General features: G+C 70.8%; 15 protein-coding genes. 7 read left to right on the forward strand and 8 right to left on the reverse strand.

Going from position 1 to position 13,555, the window contains the following annotated elements:
• Positions 1-25 precede the first annotated feature (25 nt).
• Genes ACZ52C_RS21185 through ACZ52C_RS21195 form a run of 3 tightly spaced genes read left to right on the forward strand, consistent with a single transcriptional unit; the run spans position 26 to position 2,099 of the window.
• A complete protein-coding gene (locus ACZ52C_RS21185; protein ID WP_469076179.1) occupies positions 26-934 on the forward strand; it encodes an AraC family transcriptional regulator in 909 nt (302 codons plus the stop codon).
• Positions 935-963: 29 nt separating this feature from the next.
• Positions 964-1,794 carry an AzlC family ABC transporter permease gene (locus ACZ52C_RS21190; RefSeq protein ID WP_469076180.1) on the forward strand — a complete coding sequence of 277 codons (831 nt, stop codon included), beginning with the start codon at positions 964-966 and terminating at the stop codon, positions 1,792-1,794.
• The gene (locus ACZ52C_RS21195) at positions 1,791-2,099 is read left to right on the forward strand and encodes an AzlD domain-containing protein (protein ID WP_469076181.1); all 309 of its coding nucleotides are present in this window, start codon (positions 1,791-1,793) and stop codon (positions 2,097-2,099) included. The genes ACZ52C_RS21190 and ACZ52C_RS21195 overlap by 4 nt, the downstream gene beginning before the upstream one ends.
• Positions 2,100-2,174: 75 nt before the next feature.
• On the opposite strand, the gene ACZ52C_RS21200 is transcribed toward ACZ52C_RS21195, so the two are convergent.
• Entirely contained in the window at positions 2,175-3,119 is a 945-nt protein-coding gene (locus tag ACZ52C_RS21200) for a hypothetical protein (RefSeq protein ID WP_469076182.1), read from the reverse strand.
• A gap of 79 nt (positions 3,120-3,198) precedes the next feature.
• On the opposite strand from ACZ52C_RS21200, the gene ACZ52C_RS21205 reads away from it, so the two are divergent.
• The 4 genes from ACZ52C_RS21205 (at position 3,199) to recX (ending at position 7,185) form a co-directional block, all read left to right on the forward strand.
• Complete coding sequence (locus tag ACZ52C_RS21205; RefSeq protein ID WP_045561144.1) at positions 3,199-3,393, forward strand: DUF3046 domain-containing protein; 195 nt, start codon at positions 3,199-3,201, stop codon at positions 3,391-3,393.
• 94 nt (positions 3,394-3,487) lie between these two features.
• Positions 3,488-4,843, forward strand: coding sequence for an AI-2E family transporter (locus ACZ52C_RS21210; RefSeq protein WP_469076183.1), 1,356 nt, complete (start codon positions 3,488-3,490; stop codon positions 4,841-4,843).
• Positions 4,844-5,160: 317 nt separating this feature from the next.
• A complete protein-coding gene (gene recA, locus ACZ52C_RS21215) occupies positions 5,161-6,291 on the forward strand; it encodes a recombinase RecA (protein WP_469076184.1) in 1,131 nt (376 codons plus the stop codon).
• 3 nt (positions 6,292-6,294) lie between these two features.
• Positions 6,295-7,185, forward strand: coding sequence for a recombination regulator RecX (gene recX, locus ACZ52C_RS21220; protein WP_469076185.1), 891 nt, complete (start codon positions 6,295-6,297; stop codon positions 7,183-7,185).
• 70 nt (positions 7,186-7,255) lie between these two features.
• Here recX and ACZ52C_RS21225 read toward each other — a convergent pair whose 3' ends face one another.
• The 7 genes from ACZ52C_RS21225 to ACZ52C_RS21255 all read right to left on the reverse strand — a co-directional run bounded on the left by ACZ52C_RS21225 (position 7,256) and on the right by ACZ52C_RS21255 (position 13,399).
• Complete coding sequence (locus tag ACZ52C_RS21225; protein ID WP_469076186.1) at positions 7,256-7,795, reverse strand: cupin domain-containing protein; 540 nt, start codon at positions 7,793-7,795, stop codon at positions 7,256-7,258.
• Positions 7,796-7,874: 79 nt separating this feature from the next.
• Positions 7,875-7,922, reverse strand: coding sequence for a hypothetical protein (locus ACZ52C_RS21230; RefSeq protein ID WP_309506048.1), 48 nt, complete (start codon positions 7,920-7,922; stop codon positions 7,875-7,877).
• 139 nt (positions 7,923-8,061) lie between these two features.
• Positions 8,062-9,753: an FAD-dependent monooxygenase gene (locus tag ACZ52C_RS21235; RefSeq protein ID WP_469076187.1), complete on the reverse strand. Its 1,692-nt coding sequence runs from the start codon at positions 9,751-9,753 to the stop codon at positions 8,062-8,064.
• 198 nt (positions 9,754-9,951) lie between these two features.
• Positions 9,952-10,893: an amino acid ABC transporter permease gene (locus tag ACZ52C_RS21240; protein ID WP_469076188.1), complete on the reverse strand. Its 942-nt coding sequence runs from the start codon at positions 10,891-10,893 to the stop codon at positions 9,952-9,954.
• Positions 10,890-11,567, reverse strand: coding sequence for an amino acid ABC transporter permease (locus ACZ52C_RS21245; protein ID WP_329908720.1), 678 nt, complete (start codon positions 11,565-11,567; stop codon positions 10,890-10,892). The genes ACZ52C_RS21240 and ACZ52C_RS21245 overlap by 4 nt, the downstream gene beginning before the upstream one ends.
• Before the next feature lie 121 nt (positions 11,568-11,688).
• On the reverse strand, positions 11,689-12,540 hold the full coding sequence (locus ACZ52C_RS21250; RefSeq protein ID WP_469076189.1) for a glutamate ABC transporter substrate-binding protein: 852 nt from the start codon (positions 12,538-12,540) through the stop codon (positions 11,689-11,691).
• 82 nt (positions 12,541-12,622) lie between these two features.
• Positions 12,623-13,399: an amino acid ABC transporter ATP-binding protein gene (locus tag ACZ52C_RS21255; RefSeq protein ID WP_239757615.1), complete on the reverse strand. Its 777-nt coding sequence runs from the start codon at positions 13,397-13,399 to the stop codon at positions 12,623-12,625.
• Between the last annotated feature and the right edge of the window lie 156 nt (positions 13,400-13,555).

Below are 13,555 nucleotides of genomic sequence, written 5' to 3' on the forward strand. Positions count from 1 at the left end.
TTCGGGGCGGCCGCAGAATGGAGGTATGGCGGGTTCGGTGGAGCGGGCGAGGCACTGGCGGTACGCGGAGCTGCCCGGGGTCGACCTCCTGCGGGCGAGCTACGTCGAGAAGAAGTTCGTGCGGCACACCCACGAGAACTTCGTGATCGCGGCCATCGCCGACGGCGTCGAGGTGTTCCACCACGGTGGCGCCGATCAGTACGCGGGCCCGGGCACCCTGGCCCTCGTCAACCCGGACACTCCGCACACCGGTCGCGCCGGCGTGCCCGAGGGCTGGCGGTACGGCGCCGTCTACCCGTCGCCCGACGTGGTGGCCGAGATCGCCGCCGAGACCACCACGATCCGCGGTACCCCCGGCTTCGTACAGCCGGTGCTCGACGATCCGTACGCCGCCGGGCTCGTCCATCAGGTGCTGCGGGCCGTCGACGAGGGCAACGCGCTGGCCGCGGACACCCTGCTGCGGGTCGCGGTGACGAGGCTGCTGCGCCTGAACGGCGGGCCACTGCCCCAACGCCCCGTCCGTACCGCGGGCACCTCCGTCGCGGCACGCGCGCGTGCCGTGCTGTCGGAGCGGATGGCCGCCCCGCCGACGCTGGAGCGGCTCGCCTCCGACCTGGGCACCAGCCCCTTCGCGCTGCTGCGGGCCTTCCGCGCGGCCTACGGCATGCCGCCGCACGCCTGGCTGACCGACGCGCGCGTGCGGCGGGCGCGGAACCTGCTCGACGCGGGCACGGCTCCGGCCGACGCCGCCGTCGCCGTCGGCTTCACGGACCAGCCGCACCTCAACCGTCACTTCAGCCGGATCGTGGGCGTTCCTCCGGGGGCCTACCAGCGCGAACGCATCGGTGGTCCCGGTGGCGGGCGGGAGCGGGCGGAGGGCGCGCCCGGACGCACGGCCGGCCCGCGGGGGCGCAAGAACGTACAAGACCGCTAGCGCCGGCGGCTCGTACCGTCCGGTGCGTGGTGACGGAACAGACAGGTCTCGCGGAGACACAGGACGACGGTGGCGGCACGAAATCCGACGGGGCGGTCGTCCGGGACGCCCTGGGAGTGGGGGTGGCCGTCGGTCTGTCCGGGTTCGCCTTCGGGGTGACCTCGGCGGGCAGCGGACTCAGCCTGCTGCAGACCTGTGCGCTGAGCCTCCTGGTGTTCACCGGGGCCTCCCAGTTCGCGCTGGTGGGCGCGCTCGCGGCAGGCGGCAACCCCTTCACGGCAGCCGCCGGGGCCTTCTTCCTGGGCGTCCGCAACGCGTTCTACGGGCTGCGGCTGTCCCAGGTGCTCGCCCTCCCGCGCGCGGTGCGGCCGTTCGCCGCCCAGTGGGTCATCGACGAGACCACGGCCGTGGCCCTCGCCCAGCCCACGCGCCGCGCCTCCCGCATCGGCTTCACCGTCACCGGGCTCAGCCTCTACGTGCTGTGGAACCTCACCACGCTGCTCGGCGCGCTCGGCGCCGAGGCACTCGGCGACACGGACGCCTGGGGGCTCGACGCGGCCGGACCGGCCGTCTTCCTGGCCCTCCTCGCGCCGATGCTGAAGACGACCGGGGAGCGCGCCGTGGCGGGTATCGCCGTCGTCCTCGGGCTGGGGCTGCTGCCGGTGCTGCCCGCCGGAGTCCCGGTCCTGGTCGCCGCCACGGCCGCCCCGGTCGTCCTCTGGGCGGAGGGGCGCCGCCGCAGGACCGATGTCCCCAGGTCCGACGTCCCCAGGGGCGAGGCACGGGGTGAGGGCGGCGATGAGCAGCGCGCACGGGTCGAGGACGGCCGGCGCGATGACAGGCAGGGGGGCGCCCGGTGAACGTCTGGATCGCGGTCGTCGCCACCGCCGTCGGCTGCTACGCGGTCAAGCTGATCGGCCTGCTGGTGCCCGAGGGCGTCCTGGAACGCCCGCTCGTGCAGCGCCTCGCCGCGCTGCTGCCCGTGGCCCTTCTCGCCGCCCTCACGGCCCAGCAGACCTTCGCCGACGGCCACGACCTGGTGGTGGACGCGAGAGCCGCGGGGCTCGCCGCGGCCGCCGTGGCGCTCCTCCTGCGGGCCCCCTTCCTGGTCGTCGTGGCCGCGGCGGTACTCGTGACGGCGGGGATGCGGGCGATCACGGGCTGACGGGCGCGGGGGCTGTCGTACGGCGGCACGCGCGCGTGCCGGTCGCCGTTCCGACCGCCCCCAGCCGTACGCGCCTCAGCCGAGCGGCCGCCCGTACGCGCGCAACGTGCGCAGTGCCTCGATCGTCACGATCGGGCGGCTCTCCATGGCCGTGCCCGGGGCCCACTGACGCCAGCGGATCGGCCAGCCGCCGTCCTCCTCCTGCTCGCCCGCCAGGAAGTCGAGGGAACGGGACATCTCCTCGTCGGTGAACCACGCGCGCGCGAGGGACTCCGGGGTGCGCGCGAAGTCGTGCGGGTAGTGGTGCTCGCCCGGTGCGTAACCGGCCGGCACCGGGAAGTCGTGCGGTCGCTCCGGATCCAGCGCGGCGAGCCGGTGCTCGCGCACCAGGCGGCCGAGCCGGTCGGCTGCCGCGCGGGCGCGCGAGCGGTCCGGCACGGACTCCAGGAAGGCCACGGCGGCATGGATCTCGTAGGGGTGCGACTTCTCCAGGGACTCGACCGCCTGCCAGCAGAAGTCGGTGGCCCGGAACAACCACGCGTGCCACACCTGGTTGCGGTGCAGCAGGCCCACCACCGGCCCGGTGGCCAGCAGATCACTGGGCGGGTCGTCGACGATCGGCACGAACGGGGCCGCCGGATAGCCGCGCTGGCTGGGGTGCACCGCGGGGAGCGCGCCGTCCAGGGTCGACACCGAGGTCAGATAGCGGCACACGCGCTCCACCCGTTGTCCGCCGCAGCGCCCGATCGAGTCCAGGACACGCAGCGCGTGCCCGGTGTGCAGCGGCTGGCTCACGGGTCCGCGCAGATCGGGTTCGAGCGCGTGCCCGTACCCCTCGTCGGCATTGCGATAGGCGGCCAGCGCGGTCTCGACCGCGTCGGCGCTCCCCTCCAGGAAGTGGTAGGCGAAGCGGCGCTGCTCCAGCACGCGCGCGGTCAGCCAGACGAACTGCTCGGCGCGGGCCAGCGGGGTGCGCGCCGGGGACGACGAGGGGAGTGGGGATGCTCCGGTTTCGGACATGGATCCGACCGTAGGGCGGAAAGCGGTATCGGAAGGCCGTCCCGCGAAGGCCCACCCCCTGGGGCGGGATACTGGACTCATGCGGTTGACGGTCTTCTGGCAGCGGATGGCGGAGCACTTCGGTGCGGGGTACGCCGAAACCTTCGCGCGCGATCATGTGATGTCCGACCTCGGCGGACGCACGGTCCACGAGGCGCTGGACGCGGGCTGGGAGGCCAAGGACGTGTGGCGCGTGGTGTGCGCGACCATGGGCGTTCCGGCCGAAAACCGCTGAAAAGCCCAGGACTTCACCCCACGGACGTCACTCGTTGCCCCGGAGGATCCGGGGGCGGCGACCGATTGTCGGTGGCGTGGGCGAGACTTGGTGCGTGGCCCCCACAGACGAGACCGCGAGGTCGCAGCAGCAGGTACCCCCGTCCGGCACGACACCCCCCACCGGCCTTCCGGCCGACCCGGGACCCGGTGCCGCGCCGAGCGGCCGTATGCCGCGCTGGCTGCCGCGGGCGATGGTGCTCGCGCTCTCCCTCGTCGCCGTCTTCCAGCTGGGCAGCTGGGCGTTCCACCAGCTGATCGGGCTGCTGGTCAACATCCTCATCGCGTTCTTCCTGGCGCTCGCGATCGAGCCCGCGGTGAGCTGGATGGCCTCGAAGGGGCTGCGCAGGGGCTTCGCCACCTTCCTGGTCTTCCTGATCACGCTGATCGGGGTCGCGGGGTTCGTCACCCTGCTCGGCTCGATGCTCGCCGGACAGATCATCAAGATGGTCGAGGACTTCCCGGCGTACCTCGACTCCGTCATCAGCTGGATCAACACCACCTTCCACACCGAGCTCAAGCGCGTCGACATCCAGGAGGGGCTGCTCCGCTCCGACTGGCTGCAGAAGTACGTGCAGAACAGCGCCACAGGCGTCCTCGACGTCTCCGCGCAGGTCCTGGGCGGCCTCTTCCAGCTGCTGACGATCGCGCTGTTCTCGTTCTACTTCGCCGCCGACGGGCCGCGGCTGCGGCGGGCGCTGTGCTCCGTGCTGCCGCCCGCGAAGCAGGCCGAGGTGCTGCGCGCGTGGGAGATCGCCGTGGACAAGACCGGCGGTTATCTCTACTCGCGCGGGTTGATGGCGCTGATCTCCGGCGCGGCGCACTACGTCCTGCTGGAGTACCTCGACGTGCCCTACGCGCCCGCGCTCGCGGTCTGGGTCGGCCTGGTCTCGCAGTTCATCCCCACCATCGGCACCTATCTCGCGGGTGCCCTGCCGATGCTGATCGCCTTCACGGTCAACCCGTGGTACGCGCTGTGGGTCCTCGTCTTCGTGGTCATCTACCAGCAGTTCGAGAACTACGTGCTGCAGCCCAAGCTGACCGCCAAGACCGTGGACATCCACCCGGCCGTCGCCTTCGGGTCGGTCATCGCGGGCACCGCCCTCCTCGGTGCCGTCGGCGCGCTCATCGCCATTCCCGCCATCGCCACCCTGCAGGCCTTCCTCGGGGCGTACGTGAAGCGGTACGACGTCACGGACGACCCCCGGGTGCAGGGGCACCGCAGCCGTGGTTCCCGCAACCTCCTCGACCGCCTGCGGAGGGGGCTGGAGGAGAAGACGGACCGCCGGCGGTCGACGGGCGGACCGGCGGACGACGCCGGGGGCGATGGCGGCCCCGAGAGTGGTACTGGGCGGGAGGACCGCGCCGGGCCGGAGAGCGGCAGGACCGGGCCGGAAGGCCGCACTCCGTAGGGGCGCGGCCCACCGGCCCTCTGGCGCCGTTCCCGGTCCTCACCAGGTGCCGCCGGGCCGTCGCGACCGTGCACCGCGGCACGCCGTGAACGACATGCAGAAGTCCTCCGGACGGTTCGAGGTGTCGCTTGACACTAAAATCGAACATCCATTCTTATGGAGGCTCCGGCGCGGCTGTCGACGGGAGTTCGGCAGGGTTTTCGTGGAGAAGTGCCCGAGTTATCCACAGGCCGGGCGGGCGTCGGGGCCCATTGTCAGTGGCAGGCGTTAGCGTCTTTCACGTGAAGCGATCGACTCAAGCAAACCGGGTGGAACCCATGGCAGGAACCGACCGCGAGAAGGCGCTCGACGCCGCGCTCGCACAAATTGAACGGCAGTTCGGCAAGGGCGCGGTGATGCGCCTCGGCGAGCGGCCGAACGAGCCCATCGAGGTCATCCCCACCGGGTCGACCGCACTGGACGTCGCCCTCGGCGTCGGTGGTCTGCCGCGCGGCCGCGTGGTGGAGGTGTACGGCCCGGAGTCCTCCGGCAAGACGACCCTGACCCTGCACGCGGTGGCGAACGCGCAGAAGGCCGGCGGCCAGGTGGCCTTCGTGGACGCCGAGCACGCCCTCGACCCCGAGTACGCGAAGAAGCTCGGTGTCGACATCGACAACCTGATCCTGTCGCAGCCGGACAATGGCGAGCAGGCCCTGGAGATCGTGGACATGCTGGTCCGCTCCGGTGCCCTCGACCTCATCGTCATCGACTCCGTCGCCGCGCTCGTCCCGCGTGCGGAGATCGAGGGCGAGATGGGCGACAGCCACGTGGGTCTGCAGGCCCGTCTGATGAGCCAGGCCCTGCGGAAGATCACCAGCGCGCTCAACCAGTCCAAGACCACCGCCATCTTCATCAACCAGCTCCGCGAGAAGATCGGCGTGATGTTCGGCTCCCCGGAGACCACGACCGGTGGCCGGGCGCTGAAGTTCTACGCCTCGGTGCGTATCGACATCCGTCGCATCGAGACCCTGAAGGACGGCACGGAGGCGGTCGGCAACCGCACCCGCTGCAAGGTCGTCAAGAACAAGGTCGCGCCGCCCTTCAAGCAGGCCGAGTTCGACATCCTCTACGGCCAGGGCATCAGCCGTGAGGGCGGTCTGATCGACATGGGCGTGGAGCACGGCTTCGTCCGCAAGGCCGGCGCCTGGTACACGTACGAGGGCGACCAGCTCGGTCAGGGCAAGGAGAACGCCCGTAACTTCCTGAAGGACAACCCCGACCTCGCCAACGAGATCGAGAAGAAGATCAAGGAGAAGCTGGGCGTCGGCGTCCGGCCCGAGGAGCCCACCGCCGAACCGGGTGCGGACGCGGCGGTCTCGGACCCGGCCACCGCGGACGACGCCGCGAAGGCGGTGCCCGCTCCGGCTGCCAAGGCCACCAAGACCAAGGCCGCGGCGGCGAAGAGCTAGTCCGTGACGCGCAGAACGGACTGGGGCGAGCACGCGTATCCCAGTGCTTCCGACGACCGGGGGCGCGGGGGTACCGGCTGGGAGACCGAGGGATTCGGCGCGGACGGGCAGGAGGACGAGGGGTTCCGACCGTACGACGACGGCGGCGACGTCGCACAGCGGGAGGACGGCTCGCGCTCCGGCGCGGGCCCGGCCGTCGGCGGCCGTCGGCGTGGTGGCGGCTCCTCGCGCGGCGTGGGCGGCGAAGCGCGGGGCAGGCGCGGCGGTCGAAGCGGTCGGCGGCGCGGCTTCGGGGAAGCGGGCGACGGCCCGGACGACGGGGGAGCACAGGACGGGGGGCCGGAGGACGGGGGTTCGTCCTTCTCGTCGAGGGCCGAGAAGGGCGAGTCCTCAGGGGACCCGGCTGAGCGGGCGCGCGGGATCTGTCTGCGCCTGCTCACCGGAACCCCGCGCACTCGTAAGCAACTCGCGGACGCCCTGCACAAACGCGAGATCCCCGAGGACGTGGCGGAGGAGGTGCTGTCGAGGTTCGAGGAAGTGGGACTGATCAACGACAGCGCGTTCGCCGACGCCTGGGTGGAGTCCCGGCACCACGGCCGGGGCCTGGCACGGAGGGCCCTCGCCAGGGAGCTGCGCACCAAGGGCGTCGACTCGGCGCTGATCGACGAGGCCGTCTCCCAGCTCGACTCGGAGCAGGAGGAGAACACCGCGCGCGAACTCGTCGCCCGCAAGCTGCGCTCCACCCGCGGCCTCGAGCGCGACAAACGCCTCCGTCGCCTGGCCGGAATGCTCGCCCGCAAGGGCTACCCCGAGGGCATGGCCCTGCGTGTGGTCCGGCAGGCGTTGGAGGAGGAAGGGGAGGAGACGGACGGGTTGGAGGACGAGGGGTACTGACGGGGAACTGAGCGGAGGGGGCGGAGCGAGGGGGAGCAGCCGAGGCTGCTCGGCCACCCCCCAGGGGGGCTTACTGCCAGTCGGACGGGCGTTCGACGTGCTCCAGGCGCAGCACCTGTCCCGTGCGGCTGAAGCGGCGGATGCGGGGGAGCGGCGGGTAGTAGGCGTGGACGGAGATCGCGTGCTCCTCGGGGGACTCGTTGAGCACCTCGTGGACATGGTGGCGTCCGAAGGATCGGCCCTTGCCGGCGGTCAACCGCCGTTCGCGGTCGACGCCGTCGGTGAGTTCGAGGGTCTTCCAGCCGTCGGTGGGCAGCCGGGCGGCGAGCGAGTACTCCTTGAGTTCGCCGGCCGCGGTGACGAAGGCGCCCACCGAGTCGGCGTGGTCGTGCCAGCCGGTCCCGGTGCCGGGCGGCCAGCCGATCAGCCAGGCCTCGCTGCCGCCGGGACCTTCGAGACGCACCCAGGTGCGGCCCTCGGGGTCGAGCGGGAGGGACGCGATCAGCTCGGCGTCGGCGGCGGTCCGGCGGGCGAAGTCGAGCAGTTCCGCCTGCGTGGGGGCGGAGACGGCCGGAGCGGAGGTAGGGGGAACAACGGGGGACACAGACACGGGTACCGTCCTGAAGTGCGTTCGCGGGAGCGCGCGGCCGCACCATGGGTGGCGCGCGCGAAAGAAGAGGGATGCGAAGTCAGCAGGACGGACGACACACGCAGCCCGCGTAGCGGACGAGGTCCATATGGACCCTCCGCCATAGGCGCGTCGAGGTGTCGGTCACGGACCGGAGTAGACCATGACCGGGCAGGACGGTCAACTCACCGTCACTATGTGGACACACAGTGACGGCCGTCGACGAACAGGGCCGCTACCAGAGCCTCTCAACGTGCGCTCGGAGCGGCGTCGCTGGTCTCGGGCTGCTGCCTCGCCCCGCCCAGCGTGGCTTCCGCGGCCGCGTACAGGTCGGCGGGGCGTACGCCGCTCAGCGCGGTGACGAGATAGCCGTCGGGGCGGACGAGGAGGACGGTGTGGGCGGCCGCGCCCGGGTAGGCCTCGGCCACCAGCAACTCGGCGGGCCGCGGCAGGGCGGAGACGGCGGCGGCCAGACGGGGCATGATGCCGGCGCTCATCCAGTGCTTGCGCTCCCACACCCCGGTGCCCGGCGCGATCAGCACGACCAGCAGCGCCCCGCGCCCGAGCCGGTCCCGCAGGGGTACGAAGGAGCCGTCCTCCGCCGTCACCTCCACATCCACGACCTGGGTGCCCGGCAGGGTGTCGACCGGAGTCTCCGCAGCGGCGCGCGGAGGCATGAGCGGCGAGTCGGTGTACGCCCCCGGCGCGCCCAGTGCTCCGCGCCCCAGGTGGCCGTCGGCCAGCAGCGCGTCGTGGCCCCGGGCCGAGCCGGGGACGTACGACCGCAGCCCCTTGCCGCCGCGCAGCAGGGGCAGCACCTGGTCAGCGGCGCGCAGCCGGGCGGCGACGACCGCGCGCCGCTCCGTCTGGTAGCTGTCGAGCAGGGTGTCGTGCGGGCCGTGGTGCCAGGCCAGGGCCAGTTTCCAGGCGAGGTTGTCGGCGTCGCGCAGTCCCTCGTCGAGGCCCTGGGTGCCGAGCGCCCCGAGCAGGTGGGCGGCGTCGCCGGCGAGGAAGACCCGGCCGACCCGCCACCGCCGGGCGAGGCGGTGGTGCACGGTGTGGACGCCGGTGTCCAGCAGGTCGTACGGCGGTGTGGAGCCACCCGTCCAGCCGGCGAGGGTCTCGCGGACGCGGGCCACGAGGAGGTCGGGCGTCACGAGGTCCTTGCCCGGCGGCAGGAGCCAGTCGAGGCGCCAGAGACCGTCGTCGAGGGGGCGCGCGGTGATCTCGCCGCCGGACGGACCCGCCGTCCGCCAGGGTGGCATGCGGTGCAGCAACGCTTCGCCCGGCCAGGGGAGTTCGGCGCGCAGAGCCGCCACCGCGTGCCGTTCCACCGCCGTACGGCCGGGGAACCGGATGTCCTGGAGCTTGCGGACCGTCGAGCGGGGGCCGTCGCACCCCACCAGGTAACTGCCGCGCCACCAGGTGCTCTTGGGGCCACGTGTATGGGCCGTGACGCCGGACTTCTCCTGTTCGAGCGCGTCGAGCCGGCTCTCCACGGCGATCTTGACGAGCCGCTCACCGGCGATGGCGTCGCGCAGGGCGGCGGTCAGGACGTGCTGGGCGATGTGCAGCGGGGGGAGGTCGGCGGAACCGTCCACGACGGCGTCGTTGCCACTGCGGCCGCTCTTCGCGCCCTCCCGGGGAGGGAGGCCCGTGTCCTCGAGGTCGGCTTCACCGAAACGGACCTGACGCATCACCTGCTTGCGCCGCATGGACCGCCATCCGGCCCAGCGGAAGCCGAGCCGGGAGAGGGGGGTGCCGGACAACCGTTCCAGCAGTGCGGTGGTGTCCTCGTTCAGGACGACGGTGCGCGCGAGCCGCTGTTCGTCCTTGCCCGGTCCCTCGTCGAGGACCACGGACGGTACGTCCTGGCGCGCCAGCGCGAGGGCGAGCGTGAGCCCCACGGGCCCCGCACCCACGATGATCACCGGATCCACGGCGCGGGGCCCCCTGCCCGACGTGACGTCCCGGCGGACGTGGGTGAACAGGAAGTTGGAGCAGGGTGCACGATCACAGAACGTATGCAACCCATTGCCGGTGCTTGCGTCAAGTGACGGAGGGCAGTGGCGATCATGCCACTGCCCTCCGGGGAGCGAATCGGGGGACATCCTGGGCGGATGTCACCTGATCACGTGTCAGTTGCCGGAGTCTCCGCCTCCGCCTCCGCCGCCGGCCTCACCGACGCCGATGCCGCCGATGGCGCCTCCCGCGCCGGCCGCGGCGGTGCCCTCGATCGCCGCTGGGCCGAGGACCGCACCAGTCGACTTCTTGCCCCGCCGCAGCCGCTGCTCCAGCCAGCTCGCGAAGCTCGTGATGATGAAGTTCAGGATGATGTAGATGATCGCGACGACGACGAAGCTCTGGATGACATTGCCGTAGTTGGCAGCCACCGTGGTGCGCGCGTTGAGAAGGTCGGTGAACTGCAGCAGCACACCACCGAGCGCGGTGTCCTTCACGATGACCACGAGCTGGCTGACGATGGCCGGCAGCATCACGGTGACGGCCTGCGGCAGCAGGATGCTGCCCATCGTCTGGCCCTTGCGCAGACCGATCGCCTGGGCGGCCTCCGTCTGGCCCTTGGGCAGGGCGAGGATGCCGGCGCGTACGACCTCGGCGAGGACCGAGGCGTTGTAGAGCACCAGGCCGGTGACGACCGCGTACATCGGCCGGTCCTCGGTGCTGATGCCTGTCGAGCGGGCATAGACCTCGTTGGCGAACAGCATCAGCAACAGGACCGGGATCGCCCGGAAGAACTCCACCACGGTGCCGGCCGGAACCCGGACCCATCGGTGGTCGGAGAGACGCGCGATACCCAGGAGCGCGCCCAGCGGAAGGGCGATCACCATGGCGAGCCCCGCGGCCTTGAGCGTGTTGGCGAGGCCGGGCAGCAGATAGGTGGTCCAAGCCTGGGACGTGGTGAAGGGCTTCCAGAGACTCCACTCCAGCTGGCCCTTGTCGTCCATCTTCTGCCACACCCACCAGGCAAGGAGGGCCAGCAGGACCACGAAGGACACCGTGAGGATCACGTTGCGCCGTTTGGCCCGGGGGCCGGGGGCGTCGTAGAGGACGGAACTCATCGCTTCACCGCCAGTCGCTTGCTCAGCCAGCCGAGGAACAGGCCGGTGGGCAGGGTCAGTACCACGAACCCGAAGGCGAAGACCGCGCCGATGAGCAGCGTCTGTGCCTCCTTCTCGATCATGCCCTTCATGAGGTAGGCGGCCTCTGCCACACTGATGGCGGCCGCCACGGTCGTGTTCTTGGTCAGCGCGATCAGCACGTTGGCCAGCGGGCCGATGACCGCGCGGAACGCCTGCGGCAGCACGATGAGGCCGAGGACCTGGCCGAAGCTCAGTCCGATGGCGCGTGCCGCCTCGGCCTGGCCCACAGGCACCGTGTTGATGCCGGAGCGCAGTGCCTCGCAGACGAACGCCGCGGTGTAGGCGACGAAACCGAGAACGGCGAGCCGGAAGCCCTGGGCCTTGAAGTCGTCGGGCGCCCCCATGGTCATGCCGAAGATGTCGGCGAGGCCCAGCGAGGTGAAGACGATGATGACGGTCAGCGGGATGTTCCGCACGATGTTCACGTAAGCGGTGCCGAAGCCCCGCATCAGGGGGACGGGGCTGACCCGCATGGCGGCCAGCAGGGTCCCCCAGACCAGGGAGCCGATGGCCGAGGCGACGGTGAGCTTGACCGTCATCCAGAAGGCGCCCAACAGGCTCGGGTCGTCATAGTTTGAAAGGAAGTCGAACACTGTCTCCCGCGCTTCCGGGTGTGTGGCGTACGTGGCAGGCGCGGTGCGCCGCCGCCCTCACCGAGCCTTGCGGCGGGCGGCGGCGCGCCTGCGAGAACCGCGCTGGGCGCGGCTACCCGACTTACTTGATGTCGCCGATCTTCGGGGCGGGCTCGTTCTGGTAGTCGGCCGGGCCGAAGTTCTCCTTGACCGCGGTTTCCCAGGAACCGTCGCTGACCATCTTCTCCAGGGCGGCGTTGATCTTGTCCACGGTCGCGGTGTCGCCCTTCTTGACGCCGATGCCGTAGTTCTCGTTGCTGAGCTTCAGACCGGCGAGCTTGAACTTGCCCTTGTACTGGGCCTGAGCGGCGTAGCCGGCGAGGATCGAGTCGTCGGTGGTCAGGGCGTCCACGGCGCCACTCTGCAGGCCGGCGAGGCACTCGGAGTAACCGCTGTTCTCACGCAGCTGGGCCTTCGGAGCGATGGTGTCCTTGACGTTCTGCGCCGAGGTGGAGCCGGTCACCGAGCAGAGCTTCTTGCCGTTGAGGTCCGTGCCCTTGCTGATGTCCGAGTCCGCCTTCACCAGCAGGTCCTGGTGGGCCAGCAGGTACGGGCCGGCGAAGTCGACCTTCTTCTTGCGCTCGTCGTTGATCGAGTACGTCGCCGCGATGAACTTGACGTCGCCGCGGGCCAGGGCGTTCTCGCGGTCGGCGCTCTTGGTCTCGACGAACTCGATCTGCTTGGCGTCGTAGCCGAGCTCCTTGGCCACGTACGTCGCCACGTCGACGTCGAAGCCGGAGAAGGAACCGTCGGGCTCCTTCAGGCCGAGACCGGGCTGGTCGTACTTGATGCCGATCTTGATCTTGCCGCCGCCGCTGGAACCGGAGTCGGAGCCGCCGTCGTTGCCGTTGCCGTCGTCGCCGCCGCACGCGGTGGCGGTCAGGGCGAGAACGAGGGCGGCGGCTGCTGCGGCGGAGGCCTTGCGGAGCTTCATGGTGAACATCCTTTGAGTGGTGAAGAGATGCGGACCGTCATGGTGCGGGTGCCGGGGGCCGAAAGGGGCCTCGGCAGGGCCGTCAGTGGTGAAGGATCTTCGACAGGAAGTCCTTGGCCCGGTCGCTGCGGGGGTTGCTGAAGAACTGGTCCGGCACAGCCTCTTCGACGATGCGGCCGTCCGCCATGAACACCACCCGATTGGCGGCCGAACGGGCGAAGCCCATCTCATGGGTGACCACGACCATCGTCATGCCGTCCCGGGCCAGCTGCTGCATGACTTCCAGGACCTCGTTGATCATCTCGGGGTCCAGCGCCGAGGTCGGCTCGTCGAAGAGCATGACCTTGGGGTCCATGGCCAGCGCCCTCGCGATCGCGACACGTTGCTGCTGACCGCCGGAGAGCTGTGCGGGGTACTTGTCCGCCTGGGTGCCTACGCCCACCCGGTCGAGCAGGTTCCGTGCCTTCTCCTCGGCCTGCTTCTTGTCGGTCTTGCGGACCTTGAGCTGCCCCAGCATCACGTTCTCGAGCACGGTCTTGTGCGCGAAGAGATTGAACGACTGGAACACCATGCCGACGTCCGCCCGCAGTCGTGCGAGCGCCTTGCCCTCCGCGGGCAGCGGCTTGCCGTCGATCGTGATGTCGCCGGAGTCGATCGACTCCAGCCGGTTGATGGTGCGGCACAGGGTGGACTTACCGGACCCGGAGGGTCCGATCACCACGACGACCTCGCCCCTGGTGATTGTCAGATCGATGTCCTGGAGCACGTGCAACGCGCCGAAGTGCTTGTTGACGCTCTTCAGGACGACCAGGTCGTCGGCCGCGGGCACCGCGTCCTTGACCACCGAAACTTCGGTCATCGCTTTCTGGCTCCGTCCTCCTCGGTTTCGGAGGACAGTAGTGACCGGCGACGACCAGCGTCATTACATCTGAGCGAGAATTGAGCATAACGATCTGGTAGCCGGACGGACACTGCACGTGACGGGCCCGGGCGGGGTGTTTCGGCTGGATAACGG

The organism is Streptomyces sp. NPDC034049 (genome assembly GCF_055575575.1).

What these genes read in the sequence shown, in the direction of transcription:
- ACZ52C_RS21255 (WP_239757615.1), bottom strand. Translation starts at nt 13,399, where the DNA reads ATGACCGAAGTTTCGGTGGTCAAGGACGCGGTGCCCGCGGCCGACGAC.
- ACZ52C_RS21185 (WP_469076179.1), top strand. Translation starts at nt 26, where the DNA reads ATGGCGGGTTCGGTGGAGCGGGCGAGGCACTGGCGGTACGCGGAGCTG.
- ACZ52C_RS21205 (WP_045561144.1), top strand. Translation starts at nt 3,199, where the DNA reads ATGCGGTTGACGGTCTTCTGGCAGCGGATGGCGGAGCACTTCGGTGCG.
- ACZ52C_RS21250 (WP_469076189.1), bottom strand. Translation starts at nt 12,540, where the DNA reads ATGAAGCTCCGCAAGGCCTCCGCCGCAGCAGCCGCCGCCCTCGTTCTC.
- recA (WP_469076184.1), top strand. Translation starts at nt 5,161, where the DNA reads ATGGCAGGAACCGACCGCGAGAAGGCGCTCGACGCCGCGCTCGCACAA.
- ACZ52C_RS21240 (WP_469076188.1), bottom strand. Translation starts at nt 10,893, where the DNA reads ATGAGTTCCGTCCTCTACGACGCCCCCGGCCCCCGGGCCAAACGGCGC.
- ACZ52C_RS21200 (WP_469076182.1), bottom strand. Translation starts at nt 3,119, where the DNA reads ATGTCCGAAACCGGAGCATCCCCACTCCCCTCGTCGTCCCCGGCGCGC.